Origin of the sequence: Nocardioides cavernae (genome assembly GCF_016907475.1) — a bacterium.
Lineage (GTDB): Bacteria > Actinomycetota > Actinomycetes > Propionibacteriales > Nocardioidaceae > Nocardioides > Nocardioides cavernae.
Window position 1 is genome coordinate 4,563,763 of the sequence record NZ_JAFBCA010000001.1, and the last position, 24,511, is coordinate 4,588,273.

General features: G+C 72.6%; 23 protein-coding genes. 7 read left to right on the forward strand and 16 right to left on the reverse strand.

Annotation, left to right across the window (positions count from 1 at the left end; translation table 11 throughout):
• Positions 1-8: 8 nt before the first annotated feature.
• From JOD65_RS21530 to JOD65_RS21555, 6 genes are all read right to left on the reverse strand, one after another.
• Positions 9-1,379: an MFS transporter gene (locus JOD65_RS21530; protein ID WP_191194600.1), complete on the reverse strand. Its 1,371-nt coding sequence runs from the start codon at positions 1,377-1,379 to the stop codon at positions 9-11.
• A 46-nt stretch (positions 1,380-1,425) separates the two neighbouring features.
• Positions 1,426-2,196, reverse strand: a complete 771-nt coding sequence (locus JOD65_RS21535; protein WP_191194599.1) for a 3-hydroxybutyrate dehydrogenase — start codon at positions 2,194-2,196, stop codon at positions 1,426-1,428.
• 98 nt (positions 2,197-2,294) lie between these two features.
• Positions 2,295-4,151: a helix-turn-helix domain-containing protein gene (locus JOD65_RS21540; RefSeq protein WP_191194598.1), complete on the reverse strand. Its 1,857-nt coding sequence runs from the start codon at positions 4,149-4,151 to the stop codon at positions 2,295-2,297.
• Between the two features lie 28 nt (positions 4,152-4,179).
• Positions 4,180-5,343, reverse strand: a complete 1,164-nt coding sequence (locus tag JOD65_RS21545) for an RDD family protein (RefSeq protein WP_191194597.1) — start codon at positions 5,341-5,343, stop codon at positions 4,180-4,182.
• 21 nt (positions 5,344-5,364) lie between these two features.
• A complete protein-coding gene (locus tag JOD65_RS21550) occupies positions 5,365-6,495 on the reverse strand; it encodes an FHA domain-containing protein (protein WP_191194596.1) in 1,131 nt (376 codons plus the stop codon).
• On the reverse strand, positions 6,492-7,307 hold the full coding sequence (locus tag JOD65_RS21555) for a PP2C family protein-serine/threonine phosphatase (protein ID WP_191194595.1): 816 nt from the start codon (positions 7,305-7,307) through the stop codon (positions 6,492-6,494). Before JOD65_RS21555 ends, JOD65_RS21550 begins: the two co-directional genes overlap by 4 nt.
• A 68-nt stretch (positions 7,308-7,375) precedes the next feature.
• Here JOD65_RS21555 and JOD65_RS21560 point away from each other — a divergent pair, with 68 nt between their 5' ends.
• From JOD65_RS21560 to JOD65_RS21570, 3 genes are all read left to right on the forward strand, one after another.
• Positions 7,376-9,646 (forward strand): helicase C-terminal domain-containing protein, encoded by a 2,271-nt coding sequence (locus JOD65_RS21560; RefSeq protein WP_191194594.1) that lies wholly within the window; start codon positions 7,376-7,378, stop codon positions 9,644-9,646.
• Between the two features lie 121 nt (positions 9,647-9,767).
• Positions 9,768-10,331 (forward strand): CGNR zinc finger domain-containing protein, encoded by a 564-nt coding sequence (locus JOD65_RS21565; protein ID WP_191194593.1) that lies wholly within the window; start codon positions 9,768-9,770, stop codon positions 10,329-10,331.
• A 10-nt stretch (positions 10,332-10,341) separates the two neighbouring features.
• A complete protein-coding gene (locus tag JOD65_RS21570) occupies positions 10,342-11,991 on the forward strand; it encodes a DNA repair helicase XPB (RefSeq protein ID WP_191194592.1) in 1,650 nt (549 codons plus the stop codon).
• A 9-nt stretch (positions 11,992-12,000) separates the two neighbouring features.
• Here JOD65_RS21570 and JOD65_RS21575 read toward each other — a convergent pair whose 3' ends face one another.
• From JOD65_RS21575 to JOD65_RS21585, 3 genes are all read right to left on the reverse strand, one after another.
• A complete protein-coding gene (locus tag JOD65_RS21575) occupies positions 12,001-12,432 on the reverse strand; it encodes a hypothetical protein (RefSeq protein ID WP_191194591.1) in 432 nt (143 codons plus the stop codon).
• 147 nt (positions 12,433-12,579) lie between these two features.
• Positions 12,580-13,620: an NAD(P)-dependent alcohol dehydrogenase gene (locus tag JOD65_RS21580; RefSeq protein ID WP_191194590.1), complete on the reverse strand. Its 1,041-nt coding sequence runs from the start codon at positions 13,618-13,620 to the stop codon at positions 12,580-12,582.
• Positions 13,621-13,668: 48 nt separating this feature from the next.
• Positions 13,669-14,139, reverse strand: coding sequence for a MerR family transcriptional regulator (locus tag JOD65_RS21585; RefSeq protein WP_191194589.1), 471 nt, complete (start codon positions 14,137-14,139; stop codon positions 13,669-13,671).
• Between the two features lie 92 nt (positions 14,140-14,231).
• On the opposite strand from JOD65_RS21585, the gene JOD65_RS21590 reads away from it, so the two are divergent.
• Both JOD65_RS21590 and JOD65_RS21595 read left to right on the forward strand, forming a co-directional pair.
• A complete protein-coding gene (locus tag JOD65_RS21590) occupies positions 14,232-15,098 on the forward strand; it encodes an oxygenase MpaB family protein (RefSeq protein ID WP_204811329.1) in 867 nt (288 codons plus the stop codon).
• Positions 15,095-15,679 carry an HD domain-containing protein gene (locus JOD65_RS21595; protein ID WP_307821324.1) on the forward strand — a complete coding sequence of 195 codons (585 nt, stop codon included), beginning with the start codon at positions 15,095-15,097 and terminating at the stop codon, positions 15,677-15,679. The genes JOD65_RS21590 and JOD65_RS21595 overlap by 4 nt, the downstream gene beginning before the upstream one ends.
• On the opposite strand, the gene JOD65_RS21600 is transcribed toward JOD65_RS21595, so the two are convergent.
• A complete protein-coding gene (locus JOD65_RS21600) occupies positions 15,666-16,388 on the reverse strand; it encodes a GntR family transcriptional regulator (RefSeq protein ID WP_191194586.1) in 723 nt (240 codons plus the stop codon). The genes JOD65_RS21595 and JOD65_RS21600 overlap by 14 nt on opposite strands.
• 111 nt (positions 16,389-16,499) lie before the next feature.
• Between JOD65_RS21600 and JOD65_RS21605 the strand changes: the two genes are divergently transcribed.
• Positions 16,500-17,120, forward strand: coding sequence for an alpha-ketoglutarate-dependent dioxygenase AlkB (locus JOD65_RS21605; RefSeq protein WP_191194585.1), 621 nt, complete (start codon positions 16,500-16,502; stop codon positions 17,118-17,120).
• 18 nt (positions 17,121-17,138) lie between these two features.
• Positions 17,139-17,459: a hypothetical protein gene (locus tag JOD65_RS21610; protein ID WP_191194584.1), complete on the forward strand. Its 321-nt coding sequence runs from the start codon at positions 17,139-17,141 to the stop codon at positions 17,457-17,459.
• A 17-nt stretch (positions 17,460-17,476) separates the two neighbouring features.
• Here JOD65_RS21610 and JOD65_RS21615 read toward each other — a convergent pair whose 3' ends face one another.
• The 6 genes from JOD65_RS21615 to JOD65_RS21640 form a co-directional block, all read right to left on the reverse strand.
• Positions 17,477-18,178: an SRPBCC family protein gene (locus JOD65_RS21615; RefSeq protein ID WP_191194583.1), complete on the reverse strand. Its 702-nt coding sequence runs from the start codon at positions 18,176-18,178 to the stop codon at positions 17,477-17,479.
• Positions 18,179-19,015: an FAD binding domain-containing protein gene (locus tag JOD65_RS21620; protein WP_307821328.1), complete on the reverse strand. Its 837-nt coding sequence runs from the start codon at positions 19,013-19,015 to the stop codon at positions 18,179-18,181.
• Positions 19,016-19,020: 5 nt separating this feature from the next.
• Positions 19,021-21,495, reverse strand: a complete 2,475-nt coding sequence (locus JOD65_RS21625) for a xanthine dehydrogenase family protein molybdopterin-binding subunit (RefSeq protein ID WP_191194581.1) — start codon at positions 21,493-21,495, stop codon at positions 19,021-19,023.
• Positions 21,492-21,965 (reverse strand): (2Fe-2S)-binding protein, encoded by a 474-nt coding sequence (locus JOD65_RS21630; protein WP_191194580.1) that lies wholly within the window; start codon positions 21,963-21,965, stop codon positions 21,492-21,494. The genes JOD65_RS21625 and JOD65_RS21630 overlap by 4 nt, the downstream gene beginning before the upstream one ends.
• Before the next feature lie 120 nt (positions 21,966-22,085).
• On the reverse strand, positions 22,086-23,150 hold the full coding sequence (locus JOD65_RS21635; RefSeq protein WP_191194579.1) for a ScyD/ScyE family protein: 1,065 nt from the start codon (positions 23,148-23,150) through the stop codon (positions 22,086-22,088).
• Positions 23,151-23,261: 111 nt separating this feature from the next.
• Complete coding sequence (locus tag JOD65_RS21640) at positions 23,262-24,479, reverse strand: sigma-54-dependent transcriptional regulator family protein (RefSeq protein ID WP_191194578.1); 1,218 nt, start codon at positions 24,477-24,479, stop codon at positions 23,262-23,264.
• Between the last annotated feature and the right edge of the window lie 32 nt (positions 24,480-24,511).

Consider the following 24,511-nt stretch of genomic DNA (forward strand, 5'->3'; position numbering starts at 1 on the left):
GGGCAGGCTCAGTCCTGGAGCACCCGGTCGTGGCGCAGCGAGGTCGCCTTGGTCTCCTGGGCGACCAGCACGGCGATGATGGTGATCACCGACGCGATCGTCATGTAGATCGCCACCTTGGGCACGTTGGTGACCCCTTCGCTCGCGTCGCCGAGCAGCTCGATCGCGATGATCGGGGCGAGGGCGCCCGCGAAGATCGAGGCGAGCTGGTAGCCGACGGAGGCACCGGTGTAGCGGACCGAGGTGCCGAAGAGCTCCGAGAAGAACGCGGCCTGCGGGGCGTACATCAGCGCGTGCAGGACGAGGCCGACGACGATCGCAAGGATGATCTTGCCCTCGGAGCGGGAGGCGATCAGGTCGAAGAAGACCCACGACCATGCCGCCACGCCGACGGCGCCGACGAGGTACAGGGGTCGACGCCCGACACGGTCGCTGAGCGCGCCGACCAGCGGGATGGTGATGAAGTGCACCACGGAGCCGATCAGCAGCGCCTTGAGGATCAGCGACTTGTCGTCGGCGGTGCCGGCGTAGATCGTGAGGAACGAGATCGAGATGATCGTGAAGAGGTAGTAGGAGATGTTCTCGGCCATGCGCATCCCCATGGCCACCAGGACCTCCTTGGGGTACTTGCGGAAGACCTCGACCAGCGGCAGGTGCGGGGACTCCTTGGTCTCGAGCTCGGCCTTGGCCTCGGTGAAGACCGGGGACTCCTCGATCGAGAGGCGCACCCACAGGCCGACCGCGACCAGCACGGCGCTCAGCAGGAACGGCACGCGCCAGCCCCAGGACTCGAAGGCGGCGTCGGACTGGACGGCCGCGAGCACCCACAGCACGCCGGTGGCGAACAGGTTGCCCAGCGCCACGCCGGCCTGCGGCCACGAGGACCAGAAGCCGCGCTGGGCGTCGTCGCCGTGCTCGGCGGCCATCAGGACGGCGCCACCCCACTCACCGCCGACCGCGAAGCCCTGCAGCAGGCGGCAGGTCAGCAGCAGGAGCGGCGCGGCGACGCCGATGGAGGCGTGCGTCGGCAGCAGGCCGATGGCGAAGGTCGCGATACCCATGAGGAAGAGCGACGCGACGAGCATCTTCTTGCGCCCGACCTTGTCACCGAAGTGCCCGAAGACGATGCCGCCGAGGGGGCGGGCGACGAATCCGAGCGCGTAGGTGCCGAAGGCCAGCAGAGTCGCGGTGGCGGGGTCGTTCTCGGGGAAGAACAGCGTGCCGAAGACGAGCGCCGCGGCGGAGCCGTAGAGGAAGAAGTCGTACCACTCGACGGCGGTGCCGATCAGCGAGGCGAAGACGACCTTGACGATGTTGGTGCGTTCCGGCTCGGTGCCGGACGCCCCGCGACCGGCGGTGCTGGTGGTGTCGGTGCTCATGACGTGCCTTTCATGGGGGGAGATCAGGAGGCGTGGCGGGGTGGGGCTACGCGGCGCTCCAGCCGCCGTCGAGGGAGAGGGAGGACCCGGTCATCGAGGTCGCGGCCGGGCTGCACAGGAAGGCCACCGCGTCGGCGACCTCCTCGGGCTCGACGAGCCGCTTGAGCGGGGTGCGGGCGAGCAGGACGGAGTCGAGGACCTCGTCCTCGGCGATGCCGTGGGCGTGGGCCTGGTCGGCGAGCTGGCCCTCGACCAGGGGCGTGCGGACGTAGCCGGGGCAGACGGTGTTGCTGGTGACCCCCTTGTCGGCCGCCTCGAGCGCGATGACCTTCGACAGCCCCTCGAGGCCGTGCTTGGCGCTGACGTACGCCGACTTGTAGGCCGAAGCGCGGTGGCCGTGGACGCTCGAGACGTGGACGAGCCGGCCCCACCCCCGGGCGTACATGCCGGGCAGGACCCGGCGCGCGAGCAGGAACGGCGCATGCAGCATCAGCGCGTGGATCGCGCGGAACCGCTCGGGGTCGAACTCCTCGACCGGGGCGACGTGCTGGATGCCGGCGTTGTTGACGAGGATGTCGACGTCGATGTCGAGGGCGGCGATGGCCGCCTCGTCGGTCAGGTCGACGACGTGCGGGGTGCCGTGCACCTGCGCGGCGACCTTGGCGACGCCCTCGTCGTCACGGTCGAGCAGGTGGACCTCGGCGCCGGCCTCGGCGAGCCGGGCCGCGACCGCCGCACCGATGCCGCTGGCGCCGCCGGTCACCAGGGCCCGGCGTCCGGTGAGGGCATGCGGTGGGAAGGGGGTGGCGGTGGTCATGGCCCTCACCGTAGGGAGCGGAGTGACGGAGCGCACATGGGGGATGCGGCTACACTTGCGGTCCGAACGTGTGGGCGAACCACACCTTCGGGCGTGGATCAGCCGTCCTGCAACCGGGCCAGGCGGAGCGCGAGCTGCAGGTCGAGCGCCCGCTCGGGCTCGCGCCACCCCGCCCCGAGGAGCTCGCCGACGCGCTCGAGCCGCTGCGTCACGGTGTTGGGGTGCAGGTGGAGCGCGGCCGCGGTGTCCTTGAGGTGCCCCCCGCTCGCGAACCACGCCTCGAGCGTGGCCACCAGCCCGGTCCCCCGACGCTCGTCCCATGCGCGCACGGGCCCGATCGTGGCCTCGATGAACGCGGTGACGTGCGCCGGGTCGTTGTCACCGAGGAGGAGCCGGGCGACACCGAGGCCCGCCGGGTCGCTCACGGCGCCGCGGCGACCGAGGCGGACCAGCGTGTCGAGGCAGCGGCGCGCCTCGTCGTGGGCCGTGACCAGCCGGTCACCGTGGAGCGCGTCGCTCGTGCCGGCGACGCCGACGGTCGCCACTCCCCCGAGCTCGGCCACGGCCGCCTGCAGGTCGGCCCCCACCCGGCGGGGGTCCTCGCTCGGCACCACGACGACCACCGCGCCGCGGTGCTCGCCGGCCAGGCCGGAGCTGCGCCGCGCAAGTGCCACGGCGGCGCGGCTGGCGCGGTGCCGGTCGGCGCCGTCGACCGTGGCGGCGGCGACCACCACGGGACCGTCGAGGCTGGCGCTGTGCCGTCGTACGCGGTCGCGCAACCGCTCGCGAGAGTCGGGGTCGGACTCGAGGAGGTCGGCGAGGAGCTGGCCGCCGAGGCGCTCCTCGGCGTCGGTGACGGAGCGGGCGAAGAGCAGGACCAGCGCGGTGACCAGCGCTCCGCGCTCGAGCGTACGACGACCCGCGAGGTCGAGGGGCTCGTCGCGTCGCAGGACCAGGGTGGCGACGTGCTCGGTGCGGGCGAGCGCGGCGGCGACGAGCCCCGATCCGGTCGCCACCGAGCGGCCCGAGGTCACCGCCTCGGCGACCGCATCGGGCACCGCGTCCGGCCGCGCCTGCGGTGCGTCGTCCCCCGCCAACAGCTCGCCGGTCGGCGTCCACACCGACACCGCGCCGTGGAGCACGCCGGAGAGCACCTCGGCCACCTCGGCCACGCCTCCACCGCCGATGAGCAGGTCGGTGAGCCGGTCGTGGGCCAGCGCCGCGGCGTCGACGGCCTCGGTGTGCCGGGTGAGGGAGCGGTTGGCCTCGTCGAGCTCGACGAACAGGCGGGCGTTCTCCAGCGCCACCACCGCGTGGGCCGCGAAGGAGGTGAGCAGGCTGACCTCCGACTGCGGGAAGCGGCGCACGGACCGGTGCACCGCGAGGAGGGCCCCGATCACCACGCCGTCGAGGACCAGGGGCACGCCGAGGATGGCGCGGATCTGCTCACCGGCCACCGCCTCGTCGATGTAGCCCTGGTGCACGAACCGCTCGTCCGAGGCGTAGTCCTCGGTGAAGTAGGCCGCACCTGTCTGGGCGACCAGGCCCAGCAGGCCGGTGCCGAGCGGCAGCCGCAGGGTCTGGAACTCGCGGGTCAGCGCTCCGTCGGTGACCTTCATGTAGGACGCGCCGTCGCTCTCGTCGTTGAGCGAGAGGTAGGTCATGTCGCAGTGCAGCAGCTGGCGCGCTCGGCGCACGATCGCCGCGAGGATGGTGTCGACGTCGCGGATGGCGGTGAGGTCGGAGGCCGTCTCGTAGAGCGCGGAGAGCTCGGCCTCCCGGGAGCGCATCCGGCCCATCAGGTCGCGCAGCCGCACCGCCACGTCGTACTCCGAGCGCACCACGGTCGCATCGGCCTCGCCCAGGCCCGCCTCGCACTGCGCGAGGTGCTCGTCGAAGGCGGCCAGCGGCGCCTCGTCGTAGAGCAGGTCCAGGAAGGTCGGCACGTCGCACATCCTGCCCCGTCGGAGCTGCTGGGGGGACTCAGCCCTCTCGGGAGATGAGCATCTCGCGGTCGCCGTAGACGACCTTGTCGCCGTCGACCAGCGCCGCCGGCTTGCCCGGCGCGAGCTGGCGCGAGACGCCCTGGCGCACCAGGACCGTGCCGTTGGTCGAGCCGCGGTCCATCACCACGATCGTCCCGTCGGGTGCGGGGCCGAACTGGGCGTGCGTCTTGGAGACCGACATGTCGGCCGAGGCCAGGGGGATCAGGTGGGCCACCTGCTCGCCCGAGCGCGGCTCGGGACGGCGCCCGACCAGCGCGAGGCCGGCGATCACGAAGCTCTCGCCGTTGTCGAAGTGCACGCGCCAGCGCGGCGGGGTCATCGGCGTGCCCGGCGCCGGAGCGGACCGTGCCGCGCCCGCGGGCATGCGGTGGGACGGCGGGGCCTGCTGCTGGGCCGCCGGCGGCGACCACTGCTGCGCGGGCACCGGCTGCGGCTGCTGGGCGGGCGTGGGCCGCAGCGGCGCCTGTGCAGGCGCGGGCCGGGGCGCCTGGACGGGCGCCTGAGCGGGCGCCGGGGTTGCCGCGGGCCGAGCGAGGTCGGCGGGCAGCGGCTGGCGGCGCATGGAGTGCTCGGAGCGCTCGGGTGTCCTCACCTGTTCGATGGGCGGCGCCGGGACGAGCCGCATCGCGGTGAGGTTGACGATGTGGCGCGGGCCGTCGTCGGCGGCGGTGTCGGCGACCTCCACGACAGGGCGTACGTCGACCACGACGGTGTTGGTCAGGTGGTCGTGCCAGCCGCGTCGCTGCCGGGTGCGGTCCTCCACGGCCGTCCAGGCCAGGGTGGCCACACCGATGCCGAAGGTGGGCAGTCCCGCGACGCCCAGCACGAGCGAGCGGAGCAGCGCCGGGCCGACCCCGATCGGGGTGCCGGTGCCGTGGTGCACCACGCGCAGGCCGGTCACCGCCTTGCCGGGCGACGTGCCGGTGAGGCCGAGCACGACGGCCAGCACCAGCCAGAGGAGCACCGTCGCACCGGCGACCGCGCCGACCACGGTCCACACGTCGTCGGAGACGAGCAGGGCGGTCGCGACGCCCACGCCGCCGATGACGGTCCAGGCGAGGAGGCGGTCGATGGCGAAGGCCGCGAAGCGTCGTTCGAGCTGGGCGACGGGGTAGGTCATGGCCTGGGGGTGCTGGGTCACGGGGGTCACGGTGGCTGTTGATCAGGGGTTGGTGACCTGGATGGTCACGCCGTCGCCGAGGTCGAGGACGGCGCCGGGGATCAGGCTGACGGCGATGCCGGGCTTGAGGTCCTCGGCGTCGAGACCCGGCTGGGCGAGGACGGTGCCGTTGGTGGAGCCGAGGTCGGTCGCGATGGCTGACCCGTGGTCGGCGCCCGCGCCCGGACGGATCTCGAGATGGGTGGAGGAGATCTCCTGGTGCGGGCTGGGCACCGTCACGACGTGGGGCTGGTCGTGGGAGGCGAAGCGTCCCGCCTCGGGCGCGCGACCCACCAGCACGGTGCGGTCGACAGCGACCACGTCGCCGGTGGAGAAGACGAGGGACGCGACCGGCTGCGAGACCACGTCGGGCGCGATCTCCTGGCCGGGGATGGGCGGGCGTTCGAAGTCGGCGTGCGGGGTGCCGACCTGGGTCTGGCCGTCACGGTCGGGCCACTTGTCCTCGACGACGGGGGTCTCCCCGGTCGGCGTCGGGTCGTCCCCGGGCGCGCCGAACTGCATCGGCGGGGCGGGCGGCACGGGTGCCGCCTCGGGCTCAGGGGTGGGCTCCGGGGTGGGCTCCGGGGTGGGCTCGGGCTCCGGCTCCGGGGTGGCCTCGAGAGGGGGCTCGGGCTCCGGCTCCGGGGCGGCCGCGGGAACGCCGACGGGTGCGGGCTCGCCGGCCTCGCCGGCGGACGCGGGCGCGGACGCCGTACCGAACTCCACGACCGAGACGCGGGCCAGGCCGGCCGTGAGGGGGTGGTCGGCGGAGCCCTCGCCGGTGAGCGTCACCCGGACACTGGTCACGCCGGTGAGGACCTGCTCGGCCCAGGTGGCGCCGGGGGACCCGCTGAGGATCTCCTCGCCACCCGTCGAGGACACGGTCGCAGTGGGCGCGCCCCGCACGATGAGGCGGGTCGAGTCGTCGTCGTGGGCGACGAGGGCGAAGTGGTCGAGCGAGGACAGCCCGCCTGCGAGCAGGGCGTCGAGCAGGGCATCGGCCGCGGCACCGGAGTCGGCGAGGTCCCACAGCGCGGCCACCCGACCGCGCTGGCTGACCGGCAGCAGGACCGTCACCCCGTCGCCGACGACGGCGTACCAGTCCCCCGGCGCGAACCTCGCCTCAGTGCTCACAGTCGTCCCCCCAGCTTCGATTCGAGACTCTCCTGCTGGCGCCGGGAGTCATAGGTCGCGTCCTTCACCAATCCCACCACATCGACGACCACCGCAGTGGCGTTGTCGCGACCACCGGCCGCCACCGCGGCCCGCACCAGCGCGTCGGCGGCGTCGCGGGGGTCGGCGACGGACTCGAGGATCTCCTCGATCTCCTTGTCGTCGATCATTCCGGTCACGCCGTCGCTGCACAGCAGCAGGCGCTCGACCGAGCCGAGGGGCAGGAGGAAGAAGTCGGGGCGGATCCCCTCGGGGCTGCCGAGCGCGCGGGTGATGACGTGCCGCTCGGGGTGGACAGACGCTTCCTCTGCGGTGATGCGCCCGGCGTCGATGAGCTCCTGGACGACGGAGTGGTCGACGCTCACCTGCTCCAGCCGGCGCTCGATGATGCGGTAGATCCGGGAGTCGCCGAGGTTGGCCAGCAGCCACTTGGTGACGCCGTCGTCGACGACGAGGACCGCCACCACGGCGGTCGTGCCCGCGTGCCAGCCGGGATGCATGGCCCGGTGGGCGTCGCCGTAGTCGACGATGCGCGCCTGCGCACGGGTGAAGGCGTCAGCGACGAGCTCGGCCCCGCGTCGCGGGTCGTAGGACTCGGCGAGCCGCTGGAACTCCTCGACCACCATCTGGCTCGCGACGTCGCCGCCGGAGTGGCCGCCCATGCCGTCGGCGACGACGAAGACGGGAGGCGCCACGAGGTAGGAGTCCTCGTTGACCTTCCGCACCAGTCCGACGTCCGTCGACGCCCCGTGGTGCAGATCAACGTCAAGCATGTCGGCCCTCTTCGCCCCGTGTCGAGATGTGGGGCCGCGGTGCCGGCCCGGCGAGTAGCGTAAGAGGGATGTCCAGTTCAGGGCGGACGACACCCGCACGCACCCTCGCCGACCAGCTGCGCAGCTGGCCGGACGACCGGCTCGTGGCGCTGCTCAGGGCCCGTCCAGATCTCGCCACACCCGCCCCTCAAGATTCCTCGCAGCTCGCCTCGCGGGCCGCGACGCGTTCGTCGATCCACCGGGCCCTCGACGGACTGGACCGCCTCGAGCTTTCCGTGCTTGATGCCCTCCTGGTTGCAGGTCAAACCACTTCTGCGGACCTGATCTCGATCGTCCACGCCGACCGGACCCGTACGGCGGCGGCGCTGCAGCGGCTGCTCGACCTGGCACTGGCCTGGGAGGCACCTGGCGGCGTCCGGGCGCTCACCGGCGTGGCGGATGCGATGCGGGGCATGCCCGGCCTCGTCAGCGGGCTGCGCCCGGCCAGCCCCGAGCCCGCGAGCCCGGACGCGCTGACGGCGCGGATCGCCGAGCTGTCCCCGGCCGCGACCGCGCTGCTGCGCCACGTCGACGACCACGGCGGTGAGGGCACGACGGGGTCGGCCCGGCGCACCGTCTCACCGACCGAGGCGCGCACGCCGGCCGAGGAGCTGATCAGCCGGCGCCTGCTCGTGCCCCGCGAAGGTGCCGCCGTCGTCCTGCCCGGCGAGGTCGGTCTGGCGCTCCGTGGCGGCCGGACGACCCGGGAGCCGGTCGACGAGGTGCCACCGCTGGCGACGTCGGCGCGCGACGCCGCACTGGTCGCCCGGACGGCCGCAGGGGCGGCCTTCGACGTCGTACGCCGCGTGGAGCTGCTGCTCGACCACTGGGGCGTGCAGCCGCCCAGCGTCCTGCGCAGCGGCGGCCTCGCCGTGCGCGACCTCAAGGCGGTGGCGCGCGAGCTGCACGTCGACGAGCCCGGGGCGGCCCTGGTGGTTGAGGTGGCGCTGGCGTCCGGCCTGATCGCCGAGGCGGCCGCCGCAGACGGGACGCCCTCGTGGCTGCCCACCGACGAGTTCGACCTCTGGTCGGGCCTGCCGCTCGCCGAGCGGTGGACGCGCCTGGTGGGCGGGTGGCTCGCCAGCAGCCGGGTGCCCTCGCTCGTCGGCTCGCGCGACCCGGCCGGCAAGGCCTGGAACGCGCTCGCCCCCGAGCTCTCCAGTGGGCTCGCCGAGGAGGCCCGTCGGCTCGCGCGGCACGTGCTGGCCGAGGTGCCCGAGGGCGAGGTGCTCGCGATCGGCACCGGTATCGCCTCGCTGGTGCAGCGCATCGGCTGGCTGCGTCCGCGTCGGCCCACGATCTTCGCCGACCTGGTCACGGCCGCGCTGGCGGAGGCGGCCGCGCTGGGGGTCACGGGCGCCGGAGGCCTGCCGCCCAGCGGACGGCACGTGGCGGGCGGCGACCTCCCGGCGGCCGCGGAGGCGATCGCCGCCGACCTTCCCCGACCGGTCGACCACGTCCTCCTGCAGGCCGACCTCACGGCCGTCGCCCCCGGTCCGCTCGAGACGGAGGTGGCCCGGCGCCTGCACCTGCTCGCGGACGTGGAGTCGCGCGGCGGTGCGACGGTCTACCGCTTCACCTCCGGGTCGCTGCGCCGCGGCTTCGACGCGGGGTGGTCCAGCGGCGAGGTGCGTGACTTCCTCACGTCGGTCTCGCAGACGCCGGTCCCCCAGCCCCTGGAGTTCCTCGTCGAGGACGTCGCCCGCACCTTCGGCACCGTGCGGGTCGGGCACGCCGAGGCGTTCCTGCGCGCCGACGACGAGGCCGCGCTCGCCGCGCTGGTGCACGACCCGCGGGGGCGCAGCCTCGGCCTCCGTCTGCTCGCCCCGACCGTCGCGATCGCCACCTCTCCCCTCGACGTCCTGCTGCCCCGGCTCCGCGAGCTGGGGGCCGCTCCGGTCGTCGAGGCCGCCGACGGCACGGTCCGCGTCAGCCGCCCCGACCTGCAGCGTGCCCGCGCCCGCCGCGGCCGCCGCCCCGCCGGCGCCGTCGAGGCACGGCAGGCGGCCCAGGTCCAGGCGGTGGCGACGGCCATCCGTGCCGGCGACCGCGCCGAGTCCTCACGGCCCGCGAGCGCCGAGGCGACGACGACCCCGTCGGGCGCACTGGCCGCCCTGCGGGAGGCGATCGAGGCGGGCAGCACCGTGGTCATCGGCTACGTCGACGGCCACGGCGCGAACGGCGAGCGGGTCGTCGACCCGCGCCGCCTCGACGGCGGCCGGCTCTCGGCGTACGACCACCGCGCCGACGACGTCCGGGAGTTCGCCGTGCACCGCATCACCGGTGTCCGGCGCGCCTGAATCACCCCACGACCTTCCCCTCCTCCGCTCCGCTCCCCCGGACAAGCCCGCAGGGACCCCGACACCCTGACCACCCCGACACGCGTGCGCGTTCGCGTGGGCTCCTCCGTAGACTTGGACGATGGACTTCATCCGGTACGCCGAGCGCGCAGCGTCGCTCGTCAACGCCGACCTCGTCGACGAGGAGGCGCTGCGTGAGCACCTCGCCGACCGCTCGTGGCTGCACCGCTCGGTGGTCGCGGGTGACGTCGAGTCCGTGCGGGCCTTCCAGGCCGAGCTGCGGCCGGTGTTCGAGGCCTCCGACGTCGACGACGTCGCGCTGGTGGTGAGCTCGCTCAACGACCTGCTCGCCGAGCACCCGGTCACGCCGATGATCTCCGACCACGACCCTGACAACCTCCACATGCACGTGGCCAACCGCGCCGCCTCGGTCGCCGAGCTCCTGGTCGGCGAGGCGCTGATGGGGCTGGCCAACCTGGTGTGCGACCTCGGCGCCACCCGCCTCGGCATCTGCTCGGAGCCTCGCTGCGACCACGTCTTCGTCGACACCTCCCCCAACCAGTCGCGCCGCTACTGCTCGGACCGGTGCTCCTCACGCGCCAACGTGGCTGCCTTCCGGGCGCGGCGTCGCGCCGAGCAGGTGGACCCCCCGACCACCACCCGGGCCGCGGCGGCCTCCTCGTGAGGGCCACCGGATGAACGACGGCCCCCTCATCGTCCAGTCGGACAAGACGCTGCTGCTCGAGGTCGACCACCCGGCGGCTGCCGAGGCCCGCAAGGCGATCGCCCCGTTCGCGGAGCTCGAGCGCTCACCCGAGCACATCCACACCTACCGACTCACTCCCCTCGGGCTCTGGAACGCGCGAGCCGCTGGGCACGACGCCGAGCAGGTCGTCGACGCCCTGCTGTCCTGGTCGCGCTACGCCGTGCCGCACGCCCTGCTCGTCGACGTCGCCGAGACGATGGGCCGCTACGGTCGCCTGCGCCTCGAGAAGCACCCCGTCCACGGCCTGGTGCTGTCCTCCACCGACCGCCCGGTGCTCGAGGAGGTGCTCCGCGCGAAGAAGGTCGCCGGCATGCTCGGCGCCCGGCTCGACGACGACACGGTCGCGGTCCACCCCAGCGAGCGCGGCAACCTCAAGCAGGCGCTGCTCAAGCTCGGCTGGCCCGCCGAGGACTTCGCGGGCTACGTCGACGGGGAGGCGCACGACATCGAGCTCGCCGAGGACGGCTGGACGCTGCGCCCCTACCAGCGCGAGGCCGCCGAGTCCTTCTGGGACGGCGGCTCCGGTGTCGTGGTGCTCCCCTGCGGCGCAGGCAAGACGATCGTCGGCGCCGCCTCGATGGCCCACGTCGGGGCCACCACGCTCATCCTCGTGACCAACACGGTCAGCGCCCGCCAGTGGAAGGACGAGCTGGTCGCCCGCACCTCGCTCACGGCGGACGAGATTGGCGAGTACTCCGGCGCCGTCAAGGAGATCCGTCCGGTCACCATCGCGACCTACCAGGTGCTGACGACCAAGCGGAAGGGCGTATACCCGCACCTCGAGCTGCTCGACGCCCGCGACTGGGGCCTCATCGTCTACGACGAGGTGCACCTGCTGCCGGCGCCGATCTTTCGGATGACCGCCGACCTGCAGGCGCGTCGCAGGCTCGGGCTCACCGCCACCCTCGTGCGCGAGGACGGCCGGGAGGGCGAGGTGTTCTCGCTGATCGGACCCAAGCGCTACGACGCCCCGTGGAAGGACATCGAGGCGCAGGGCTACATCGCGCCCGCCGACTGCGTCGAGGTGCGCGTGAGCCTGCCCGACGGCGAGCGGCTGGCCTACGCGACCAGCGACCCCGACACCCGCTACCGTCTCGCCTCGTGCACCCACGCCAAGATCGACGTCGTACGACGCCTCGTGCAGCAGCACGCCGGCCAGCCGACCCTGGTGATCGGGCAGTACATCGACCAGCTCGACGAGATCGCCGAGATGCTCGACGCCCCCGTGATCAAGGGCGAGACCCCGGTCAAGGAGCGGCAGCGGCTGTTCAACGCGTTCCGCTCCGGCGAGGTCGGCCTGCTCGTGGTCAGCAAGGTCGCCAACTTCTCCATCGACCTGCCGTCGGCCGAGGTGGCCATCCAGGTCAGCGGGTCGTTCGGCTCGCGCCAGGAGGAGGCCCAGCGGCTCGGGCGCCTGCTGCGCCCCAAGACCGAGGGCCGCAGCGCACACTTCTACACGATCGTCTCGCGCGACACCGTGGACGCCGACTTCGCGCAGAACCGGCAGCGGTTCCTCGCCGAGCAGGGCTACGCCTACCGGATCGTCGACGCGGGCGACCTCCCGGCGACCCCGGCCTAGGTTCACAAGTCACCCAAGCAGGGACGGCCCCAGGGCGCTGAGGGCTCGTTCGTAGTCGACCCGGTCGAACTCGAAAGGTCCGAGACCACTCAGGTCCCAGTCACGATGACCCGTGCGGAAGTCCGACCACCGGACGGTCGCGTGCATGACGACGACCTTCGCGGTGAGGGGCCAGCAACCCCACTCCCCGCAGTCGCAGCCGAGCAGGACGGTGTCGCCATCACCGAACCACGTCGCGCGAGGCCGGCCGAGGTAGTGGTGGATGCTGCCGACGGCATACGGGGCCAGGCCACCGTAGGAACCCGCGAGCGAGGCGTCGAAGACTCGCTCGACGTCACCGGCGTGCTCGGCCAGGAGACGTCCGTTGACCCAGATCTCGATGGCCGGTTCTGTCGTGTCCGGCACCGCGAAGCGCACCTCGTCCATTCGCTCGACCTCCACGGCACCAGCATCGTGCCGGCGCCGGTTCGTGGCGATCGATTTGTTGGGACGGCGCGTCGGACGACCAGAAGTCGCGTGGCTCTGCCACGCACCAGCGTGGGTACGCCGCTGCGGTCGAGTTGTGGTCGTCCGACGCGCCGGACCGGATCAGGCCAGCGTGCTGGTGTCGATCACGAAGCGGTAGCGCACGTCGGAGGCCAACACCCGCTCGTACGCCTCGTTGACCTTGTCGGCGCCGATCACCTCCACCTCGGCGGCGATGTTGTGCTCGGCGCAGAAGTCGAGCATCTCCTGGGTCTCGGCGATGCCGCCGATCATCGACCCGGCGAAGGAGCGCCGGCCGCCGATGAGCGACATCGCGTTGACGGGCAGCGGCTCCGGCGGGGCGCCGACGTTGACGAGGGTGCCGTCGACGGCAAGCAGGCCGAGGTGGGCGTTGACGTCGATGGAGGCGCTCACGGTGTTGACGATGAGGTCGAAGCGACCGGCCAGGGCCTCGAACGTGTCGGGGTCCGAGGTCGCGAAGTAGTGGTCGGCCCCGAGCCGCAGGCCGTCCTCCTGCTTCTTCAGCGACTGCGAGAGCACCGTGACCTCGGCACCCATCGCGTGGGCGATCTGGACGGCCATGTGGCCGAGGCCGCCGAGCCCGACGACGGCGACGCGGCGGCCCGGGCCGGCCTTCCAGCGACGCAGCGGGGAGTACGTCGTGATGCCGGCGCACAGCAGCGGCGCGGCCGCCGCCGGGTCGAGGCCCTCCGGCACGGAGAGCACGAACCCGGCGTCCACGACGACGTGCGTGGAGTAGCCACCCTGGGTGGTGGTGCCGTCGACGTCGGTGACGGCGTAGGTGGCGATCATGCCCTTGACGCAGTACTGCTCGTCGCCGTTGCGGCAGTTGTCGCACTCGCCGCAGGAGTTGACCATGCAGCCGACGCCGACGCGGTCGCCGACGCGGTGGCTGGTGACCTCGGCGCCGACCTGCTGGACGGTTCCGACGATCTCGTGACCCGGCGCGACGGGGAAGGGCTGCGGGCCCCAGTCGCCGTTGACGGTGTGGATGTCGGAGTGGCAGATGCCGGCGTACTCGATCGCGATCAACACGTCGTGGGCGCCGACCTCGCGGCGCTCGATGGTGGTGGGGGCCAGCGGCTGGCCGGCCGAGGGTGCTGCGTAGGCGTTCACGCGCATGTGGGGGTGGTCCGTCCTTCTGTGGGGTGTGCTGACCGGGGTGGTCGGTCAGTGGATCGGGTCGTGCGTGACCGCGCGGAGCTCGTCGGCGAGCGCCCGCGCCCGGTCGGAGACCTGCTCGCTGCGCGCCGTGTCACCGTCCTGGACCGCCTGCCAGTAGGCGATCTTGAGGTCCACGTAGCGCTGGCGGAGCACCAGTGCCCTGGCCTCGGTCGCGAGGCGCTCCTGCTGCTCGCGCAGCAGCCGCTCCTGGTCCGCGGCCGCGTCCGCACCGACGCGGTTGTTGGACATGTAGAGGCGCATGGCGCCCACCGACATCCCGGTGGCGGCGAGGCAGGAGACCCACATGAGCTGGTCGAGGTCCTCGTCGTCGTAGACGCGGTGCCCGCTGCTGGCGCCGCGGCTGATCGGGGCGATGACCCCGATCTGCTCGTAGTAGCGCAGCGTGCTGGCCGGCAGGCCGGTGAGGGCCGCCGCCTCCTTGATGGAGTAGCTGCGGGGAAGGGCGTGGCTGGTCACGTCATCGACGGTAGGAACTTCGAGTACTCGAAGTCAAAGCCAGCGCGCGCCACGACCGGGCTGCTTCTGGCCCCTTGGCTAGCCTCGACCACGTGACCCTCCGTGACCGCCTCGGCGCCGAGCTCTTCCGCAAGGTCGCCGGCCCCGACGGCCCGCGCAACCGCCAGCGCGTCCACGGCACACCGGGCCCGCGCTGGTTCGCCCCCGACTCCCCCATCGGCCGGGTCCACGGCGACGCCTCGATGTTCGTCGGCGGCATCCGCGCGATCATGCTCCAGTCCCTGCACCCGGCCGCGATGCAGGGCGTGGCCGACCACTCCGGCTACCGCGGCGACATGTGGGGACGGCTCGCGCAGGTCTCGACCTACATCGCGATGACCACCTTCGGCGCCGAGCAGGATGCCCTGCAGATGATCCGCGCCGTCCAGCGCGCGCACGAGTCGGTGACCGGCACGATGCCCGACGGCACGTCGTACGCCGCCTCCGACCCGCACCTGCTCGGCTGGGTGCACGCCGCCGAGATCCACAGCTTCCTCGTCGCGCACGACCGATACGGCCACCGACCCCTCACCGGGGCGGAGCGCGACGAGTACGTCGCCCAGACCGCCGTCGCAGCCGGGCACCTCGGCGTGGTCGACGCCCCGCGGTCCGAGGAGGACCTGTGCGGGACCCTGGCGGCGTACGCCCCCGAGCTCCGCGGGACACCAGCCGCCCACGAGGCGATCCGCTTCCTGCTGCTGCACCCCGACCTGCCGGCCGCCGCACGCCCCGGCTACCTCGCGCTCGCCTCGGCCGCCATCGGCCTGCTGCCGGCCAGCGCGCGCCGCGAGCTGCGGCTCCCGCGCGTGCCCCCGGTGACCGACCGCGTGCTCGGAGCCGCAGCCACCCGCACGATCCGGTGGGCGATGGCCTCCGGCCACGCCGAGGCGCGCGAGCTGCACGAGGCGACCCAGCGGTGAGCCTCGTCGACCGCTGGCCGCTGCCCGACCACCACGCGCTGCGCGACGACCTGCTGGCGGCCTGGGACCGGGCGGGCTACCACGACCTGCGCCACCTCGAGGAGGTGCTCGACCGGCTCGACGTGCTCGCCGCGGCGGGCGTCCCGTTCGACCGCACCCTCGTCGCCCTCGCGGCCTGGTTCCACGACGCCGTCTACGACGGGGCCGACGACGACGAGGAACGCTCCGCGCGCTGGGCCGAGGATGCGCTGCCGGCGACCCGGGCCGACGAGGTGGCGCGGCTGGTGCGGATGACCGTCGAGCACCGCCCGGCCGGGGACGACCCGGCAGGGGCCGCGCTCAGCGACGCCGACCTGGGCATCCTCGCCGCGCCTCGCTGGCGGTACGACGCCTACGTGGCCGGGGTGCGGGCTGACTTCGCGCACGTCGGCGACGACGACTTCCGGGCCGGCCGGGCAGCGGTGCTGCGCGACCTGGTCGCCCGGGCGCACCTCTTCAGCACCTCGCACGCGCGCGAGCTGTGGGAGGACGCCGCGCGGGCGAACCTCGAGCGCGAGCTCGCGGGCCTCAGCGGTCGTTGAGCTGGAGGTAGACCGTGAAGCGGTCGTGTCGGTAGCAGGTGCGCGAGACCTCGACGATGCGGCCGTCGGACACGGCACGGCGCGCGTGGCGCAGCACCGGGTCGCCCTCGTCGACCTCGAGGATCGCGGCCTCGTCGGCGCTCGCCCGGTCGGCGCTGATGGAGTCCTCGACCTCGGTCGGGCGCAGACCCCTGGCGCCGAGGGCCTCGTAGAGACTGGTGGGGGTGCCGTGCTGGAGGAAGCCCGGCAGCAGCACCTCGTTGAGGTAGGCGTCCTCCACGCACACGATGGCCTGGTCGGCGCGGCGCAGCCGGCGCCAGTGGAGCACGGGGTCACCGGGCGAGATGTCGAGCGCCCTCGCGACGCCGGGGCCGGCCTGCTCCACGCGGGCGAGGAGCGTCTGCGACTCCGGCAGCATCCCGCGGCGGCGGATCTCCTCGGTGAACGAGGTGAGCCGGCCGGAGGTCCGGGGCGGCTGGGCGACGAAGGTGCCACGGCCCGGGATCCGCTCGAGGAGACCCTCGGCGACGAGGGCGTCGAGCGCCTGGCGTACGGTCATCCGTGCCACGCCGAAACGGGCCACGAGCTCACGCTCGGACGGAGCCGCAGAACCGGGCGGCTGGGTCTCGATGAGGCCCCGCACGTGCTCGCGCACCTGGACGTGCTTCAGCGCCCGCTGGCGCGGGACGACGAGCTCCACGGGGTCCATGGCACTCAGGCTAGGACTGGGCTGGACCGGCAGTCTGCAAATTGACCAAGCCTGTGGCAAAGCCTTGACAATTTCTTGATGTTCGAACGGATGTTCGACACATCGCGTACCATGGGACTCGTGGACTTCCAGACGTCCCTCTTCGCCGACGACACCGCGGATTCCACGGTGCTGTCGCCGGAGCGTCAACGGCTGTCCCACGGAGCGTGGGTCGACGTCCAGCGCAACTGGCTCTGCGACCCCGACGCCGTGTTTTCCGCACTGGTCGATCGCGTGCCCTGGCGGGCCGAGCGGCGCGAGATGTACGACTCCGTGGTCGACGTGCCGCGGTTGGTGCACACCTACCTCGCCGCCGACCCGCTCCCCCATCCCGCGCTCACACAGGCGCGCACGGCGCTCAGCGAGCACTATCTCCCCGAGCTGGGCGAGCCGTTCGTGACCGCCGGATGCTGCTACTACCGCGACGGTCGCGACTCCGTCGCGTGGCACGGCGACACGATCGGCCGCGGCCGCACCGCCGACACCATGGTCGCCATCGTGAGCGTCGGCGACCCCCGCCGGCTGCTGCTTCGCCCGCGGGGCGGGGGTGCGTCGATCGCGCTGACCATGGGCCACGGCGACCTGGTCGTGATGGGCGGGTCGTGCCAGCGCACCTGGGAGCACGCCGTGCCCAAGGTCGCCCACTCCGGACCGCGGATGTCGGTCCAGTTCCGCCCGCTCAACGTCTTCTAGCCGGGCATACTGACGCCCATGTCGTTCCAGACCGAGGGCCGCGCCCCGGTGTGGCCACCTGCGAGTCGACTCGTCCCCACGGCCTTCGTCGTCCAGGCGTCGGTCTCGCTGGTGGCATGGTTCCTGGTCGACGACCGGTCACGCGGGGGCGCATGGTCGAGCACCGACTTCGAGGAGTGGGCGCTGCTGAGCGTGCTGGGCGCGGCGTTGCTCGTGATGCTCTTCAGCTTGGTCCGGCGTCGCTGGTCGGCGGCTGCGGCGGTCGCCGCTGGCTGCTCCCTGGCGATCATCTCGGGCTGCGCCGTCTTCGCCGCGTACGCCGTGCTCAACTCGGCGTAGCCGGCCGCGGTCGAGCGTCAACGCTTGAGCAGCCGCCGCAGCAGCACCAGCACGACGAGGGCGGCCAGCGCCTGCTTCCAGTACGACTTCGCGAGCACCGGGAGCACCGCACTGCCGAGGTCGAGCGCCTCGGGCTCCCGCGGCGGCGGCTTCGGCGGGGCGGGCGGTGCCGGCGGCGCGGGTGTTGCGGGCGCGGCAGGATCGTCCACCCCCGCATCGCTCGCCTCGCCACCCATCAGAGACGCGGCCTCCGGCGACGAGTCGGTCGACTCGACGGGACCGGCGAGCCGCTGCTCGAGGCAGGCGACGAACTGCCCGAGCAGCTTGTCGGAGACGTCCTGCATCACCCCGCGCCCGAACTGCGCCGGCTTGCCGGTGATGGCCAGGTCGGTCTCCACCGACACGTCGGTCGAGCCGCCGGCCTCGGCCATCGACACCGTGACCTTCGCGCCCGCCGTGCCGTTGCCGCGCTTGTCCTTGCCCTTCGCGTCGACGACGAAGCGGTGGGCCTCGGCGTCCTTCTCCACGAACGTGCCGCTGCCGTTGTACAGCAGCGCGATCGGGCCGAGCTTGACCTTCACCGACCCGGAGAACGACTCCTCGTCGGCCTCCGTCACCTGGGCGCCCGGGAAGCACTCGGCGACCGAGGCGATGTCGTTGAAGTGCGCCCAGGTCTCCTCGACGCCGATCGGGACGGTGAAGCGGTGGCTCAGCTCCATCTACACACCCGCCGCCTTGAGCACGGCCCGGCCCGTCAGCACCCGCGCGAGGTGCTGGCGGTAGTCGGCGGCGCCGTTGAGGTCTGACGGCGGGTTGGTCCCCTCGGCGGCGAGCTGGGATGCCTCGCGTACGCCGTCCTCCGTCGCGCTCGCGCCGGCGAGGGCCCGCTCGGTGGCGGTCGCCCGCAACGGCGTGGACCCCATGTTGGTCAGGCCCACGCGCGCCTCGTCGATCGAGCCCTTCACCGTCGCGGCGACGGCGACGATGGGCCACTGGTGGGCCACGCGCACGAACTTCTCGTAGTGCGCACCCCAGCCCGTGTGCTTCGGGATCCGCACCTCGGTGAGGATCTCGTCGTCGCCGATGGCGGTCTCGAAGAGGTCGACGAAGAAGTCCGCGGCGTCGACCGTGCGGGTGCCACCGGGACCGGCGATGACGAACTGTGCGCCGAGCGCGAGTGCCGGCGCACCGAGGTCACCGGCGGGGTCGGCGTGCGCCAGCGCGCCGCCGAACGTGCCCCGGTGCCGGATCTGCGCGTCCGCGACCTCAGCGGCGGCCTTGGACAGCAGGAGCGCGTGCTCCTTGACCAGGCTGTCGTCGCGCACGTCGTGGTGGGTGGTCATCGCGCCGATCACGAGGGCGTCGCCGTCGTCGCGGATGCCCCGCAGCGAGGAGATGCCGCCGAGGTCGATGACGACCTCGGGGGCGTTGAGCCGCATCCGCAGGACCGGCAGCAGGCTCTGCCCGCCGGCCAGGATCTTCGCGTCGTCCCCGTGCTGGCCGAGCGCGGCGAGCGCCTCCTCGACCGACGTCGGGGCCAGGTAGTCGAACTGCACCGGTATCACTGGCCTGCTCCGTCCGTGCTGTCCTGGTTGAGGGCACCTTCCTGGAAGTGGGGCATCGCGTCCGGAGGTGTCTCTGTCGCCCCGCCTGCCCTGCTGTCCGCGATGGCGCGCCACACGCGCTCGGGGGTGCAGGGCATCTGGATGTCGTTGATCCCGAGGTGGCGTACGGCGTCGACGACCGCGTTGACGACCGCCGGCGTGGACGCGATGGTGCCGGCCTCGCCGACGCCCTTCGTGCCGAGGGTGTTGGTGGTGCAGACGCTCGGCTCATGCGTGTGGAGGACGTCGAAGGAGATCGTGTCGGCCGACGTCGGCAGGAGGTAGTCGACGAAGGAGCCGGAGACCAGGGTCCCCGCCTCGTCGTGCACCGCCTCCTCCCACAGTGCCTGGGCGATGCCCTGCACCAGCCCGCCGTGGACCTGACCGGCCACGATCAACGGGTTGATGATGTTGCCGATGTCGTCGCAGCAGGTGTACTTCCGCATCTTCACCGCGCCGGTCTCGGTGTCGACCTCCATGGCGCACAGGTGCGTGCCGTGGGGGTAGTTGAAGTTCACCGGGTCGTAGGTCGCCTCGGCGTCGATGCTGAGCTCCATGTCGTCGGGGTAGTTGTGCCCCGTGAAGGTCGCGGTGGCGAGCTCCTGGATGCCGACGCCCTGGTCGGTGCCGCGGACGGAGAACCGGCCGTCGGCGTAGTCGAGGTCGTCCTGGCTCGCCTCGAGCAGGTGCGAGGCGAGGTGCCTGGCCTTCTCGATGACCTTGTCGACGGCCTGGACCAGCGCCTCCCCGCCGACCACGAGCGAGCGCGAGCCGTAGGTGTCGAGACCGCGGTGCGCGACCTGGGTGTCGCCGTGCAGCACCTCCACGTCCTCGAACGGGACGCCGAGCCGGTCGGCGACGATCTGGCTGAAGGCCGTCTCGTGGCCCTGGCCGTGGGCACTCGTGCCCGTCACGACCTCGACCTTGCCGGTGGCGAGCATCCGCACGCTCGCGTGCTCCCACCCGCCGGCGCCGTAGTCGAGGCTGCCCAGCACCCGGCTCGGTGCCAGGCCGCACATCTCGGTGAAGGTGGAGACGCCGATGCCGAGCTGCACCCGGTCACCCCGGTCGCGCCGCTCCTTCTGCTCCGCGCGCAGCGCGTCGTAGCCGAAGGACTCCTTGGCCCGCGCAGTGGCGGCCTCGTAGTTGCCGGAGTCGTACTCGAGCCCGGCGACCGTGGTGAACGGGAACTCCTCGTGCTTGATCCAGTTGCGCTCGCGGATCTCGAGGGGGTCCACGCCGACCTCGGCGGCCAGCTCGTCCATCAGCCGCTCGATGGCGTACGTCGCCTCGGGCCGGCCAGCGCCGCGGTAGGCGTCGGTGAAGGTCGTGTTGGTGAGCACCGTCTGGCACTCGAAGCGGTAGGCGGGGAACTTGTAGATGGCGTTGAACATGAAGGCACCGAGGACCGGCACGCCTCCGCCGACGAGGGCGATGTAGGCACCGAGGTCGGCGTCGAGGTGCACCTTCAAGGCGGTGACCTTGCCCTCCTTGTCGGCGGCGAGGGTCAGCGTCTGCACCTGGTCGCGGCCGTGGTGGGCCGCCATCAGGCTCTCGCTGCGGGTCTCGGTGTACTTCACCGGCCTGGAGAGCCGTCGGGCGACGGCCCAGGCGATCCACTCCTCCGGTGTGACCTGGAGCTTGCCTCCGAAACCACCACCGACGTCGGGGGCGATGACCCGGATCTTGGACTCGGGTACGCCGGTGGTGGCCGCAAGGGCGAACCGGAGGATGTGCGGGATCTGGGTCGCCGACCACATGGTGATCTGCTCACCGGTCGGGTCGACGACGACGCTGCGGGGCTCCATGAAGGCGGGGATGAGCCGCTGCTGGCGGTACTCGCGCTCGATGACGATGCCGTCCGTGCGGGCCGTCGCGATCGCGGCCTCCACGTCGGTGCCGGTGCCGGCCTCGGCCGAGTCGAAGACCCACAGCGCCGACTTGTTGGTGCCGAGGTCGGGGTGGGCGAGGACCTCGTCGGTCAGCGCCTTCTTGATGCCGACCACGGCCGGCAGCTCGTCGTACTCGACGTCCACGAGCTCCGCGGCGTCGCGGGCCTCGGCGGCGGTGCGCGCCACCACCACGGCGACGATCTCGCCGGCAAAGGCGACGCGGTCGGCGGGCATCGGCGAGTGCCCGGGGGTCTTCTGGTCCGGGGTGATGGGCCAGGCGTTGATGCAGACACCCAGCTCGTCGCCGAAGTCCTTGCCGCTGAGCACCGCGACGACGTTGGTCGAGGCCTTGGCCGCCTCTGTGTCGATCGAGGTGATCGTGGCGTGGGCGAAGGGACTGCGCACCATCGCCATGTGCAGCATCCCGGGGAGGGTGATGTTGTCGGTCCAGCGGGTGCGACCCGTGATCAGCCGCTGGTCCTCCTTGCGGCGGCGGTCCTTGCCGATCTCGGTCGCGGGCCGGTCCTGGGTGGCGGTCATGCCTTCGCTCCTTCGGCCGCGTGGAGCACGCTCTTGACGATGTTGTGGTAGCCGGTGCAGCGGCAGAGGTTGCCCTCCATGCCCAGCCGCACCTCCTCCTCGGTGGGGTTGGGGTTCTCGCCCAGGAGGTCGACGGCCTGCATGATCATGCCGGGGGTGCAGAAGCCGCACTGGAGGCCGTGGCACTCGCGGAAGGACGCCTGCACCGGGTGCAGCTCACCCTCGGCGGTGTCGGCGAGGCCCTCGATGGTGGTGACGGTGCGGCCGTTGGCCTGCACCGCGAGCACGTTGCACGACTTCACGCTCGTGCCGTCGAGGTGGACGGTGCACGCTCCGCAGTTGGAGGTGTCGCACCCGATCACGGTTCCGGTCTTGCCGAGCTTCTCCCGCAGGTACTGCACCAGCAGCATCCGGGGCTCGACGTCGTCGGAGACCGACGCTCCGTCGACGGTGAGTTGGATCTTGGTCATGCGACGCCTCCGTGCGTGTGAGGTGGATCACTCGCGGCCGACGCTAGGCCCGGCCGGGTTGGCACCCGGTTGGTCGGTCCACACCGGACCGCGGCACCCCACACGCACGGAGGTCGTTGCTCAGTAGCGCAGCACGACGCCCTTCGGCTTCTCCGACAACACCTGCGCGCTGACGAAGAGGTCGCCGTCGGCCCACTCGACCGCGGCGGGCATCATCACCTCGGCGTAGGGCTTGGCGGTCGTGCGGCCGGCCTTGATGCGCGAGACCTGGCCGCCGAAGAGCTGGGCGACGTAGATGTCACCGTTGTCCGCCACCGCGACGCCCGTCGCGCCGGCGAAGCCGGAGGCGACCTCGCGGACCTTGCCGGTCTTGACCTTCACCTTGACCAGGCGACCCTGCGCACCGGTGCTGCCGTCCTCGGGACCCCCGGGGAGCAGCGTGACGTAGAGCCAGCCGCCCTTGCCCACCTCGACGTCGGTCGGGACCGGCTCGAAGTTGAAGGTCTTGCCGACGGTGCAGGCCGGGAGCTTGTTGGCCGCAGCCGCCTCCGCAGTGATCACCACGGGCACCGGGGGCAGGACCGCGAGAGTCTTGACCTTGCCGTTGGGCTTGACCGACAGGATCGTGTTGCCGGCGGCGTCGGCGACGTACGTCGTGCCCTTGTGCACGGTCGAGCCGTAGGGGTGCGACTCCACGATGCCCGTGTAGGACGCGGGCACCTCGGGGGGCATCTGCGCTGCGCAGGCGGCGTCGAGCCCGCCCACGATGCCGTACGAGACGTCGGCGTCGGGGTTGTGGTCGGCCTCGTACGCCGACAGGTCGGCCACCTTCGTCGGCTTGGCGCCCGGGCGCATCGACCAGAGCGCGGTCTTGGCGCCCTTCGTCGTCGCGAACTGGACGGCCCCGCCGTTCTCGGAGACCGCACCGACCTCGGTGCCCTTCTTCGCAGCGAAGACCACCTCCGGCTCGGCGCCGGGCGCGACCGCGGTCAGCAGACCGGCGAAGTTCTGGGCGACGTAGGCGGTGCCGTCTCCGGCGACGACCATGCTGAGCGGCGAGACGAGCTTCTTCGCCACCGTCGTCGGTTCGGGTGCCGTGGAGGCAGTTGCGGTGGGGCTGCCCAGGAGGCTCCCCGTGAGCAGGACGACGGCTCCTGCCGCCATCGCTCGTCGTGTTGCGGCCATGCTTTCTCCCTCGTACGTGGCCGCACCCCCGTGCGGCGCCTCGACGCAGGATCGTGCACCGCAACCCGAGCGGTCCACTACATTTTGTCGATCTACCCGAAATGGGAGGGGTCACCGGAGGCTGGCGAGCCTGCCCTTCAGTAGTGGCACGACCGGGTGGTGCACCGGCAGCGCGGCCAGGCACGCCTCGACCACGGCGGTGTCGTAGGGGGCCAGCTCGCTGTAGCGCAGCACGGCGTCGGGGTCGGGCTGCGCCAGCAGGGCCTCCCGCACGCTGACGGCGAGGTAGTCGCCCATCTGCACCAGGGCGGGCGAGTCGGTGCCGGGGAGCAGGTCGCCGCCGTAGGCGCGCACGGCGGCGCGCACGTCACCGCGGCGCAGCAGCCGCTGCACCTCCTCGACGTCGGTGACCACGGGCATGGTGAGGCGGTAGGGACGCGACGAGAGCTGCCCGGACAGGGCCGCCCGCAGGTGCGAGACCTCGGCCTTGAGCGTCGAGGTGGTCACCGACGCGTCGCCGTAGAGCAGCGCGTGGAGGTGCTCGACCGAGAGCCCCGAGGGATGGAGCGCGAGCAGGGCGAGGATCTCGGTCTGCCGCCGGTTGAGGAGCAGCCGCTGGCCGTCGAGCCACACCTGCGCCGTGCCGAGGAGGGTCAGCGTGAGGCCGGGCTCGGACGGCGCGACGTCGCCCGCCAGCGTCGTACGACGGTCGGTGGGGAGGGCGCCCTCGATCAGCCGCGCCATCACGCGCGCCGTGGCGAGGCCGATGGGGTGGGAGCGGTCCCAGGTGGTCGACAGGTCGATCACGCCGAGCGAGCGCCCGGTCACCGGGTCGAAGACCGGGGCCGCCCAGCAGACCCAGTTGTGCACCACCTCGGCGTAGTGCTCGGCGCTGAAGACCATCGACGGGGCGCCGGTGCGGCCGGCGATGGCCAGCGCGTTGGTGCCGACGCTGCGCTCGTCCCACCGGCCGCCGGGGACGAAGTTCACCGTCTCGGCCTTGCGTCGCATCACGCGCCCGCCGTAGGTCCAGAGGATCCGCGTCTGCTCGTCGGTGACCGCGACGACGAGGTCGCCGTCCTCGGCCGTGCGCCGGAGCTCGTCCTGCACCCGGGACACCGCGGTCTGCAGGGGCGAGGCCTTCCAGAAGTCGGCCGTGTCGCCCTCGTCGTCGAGCGGCGCGTGGGTCACCCCGGGCGACACGACGCCCGAGAGCTCCCAGCTGCGCAGGATCTCCGGCCGGACCGCGTCGGCGTCACCGGCCTCGACGAAGCGCGTCCAGGCGCGGACGGCGTCCACGCGTCGGGCGTGCAGGTCCTCGCTGGTCATGGTGGCTCCCGGTGGTCGCCGCAAACCTAGCC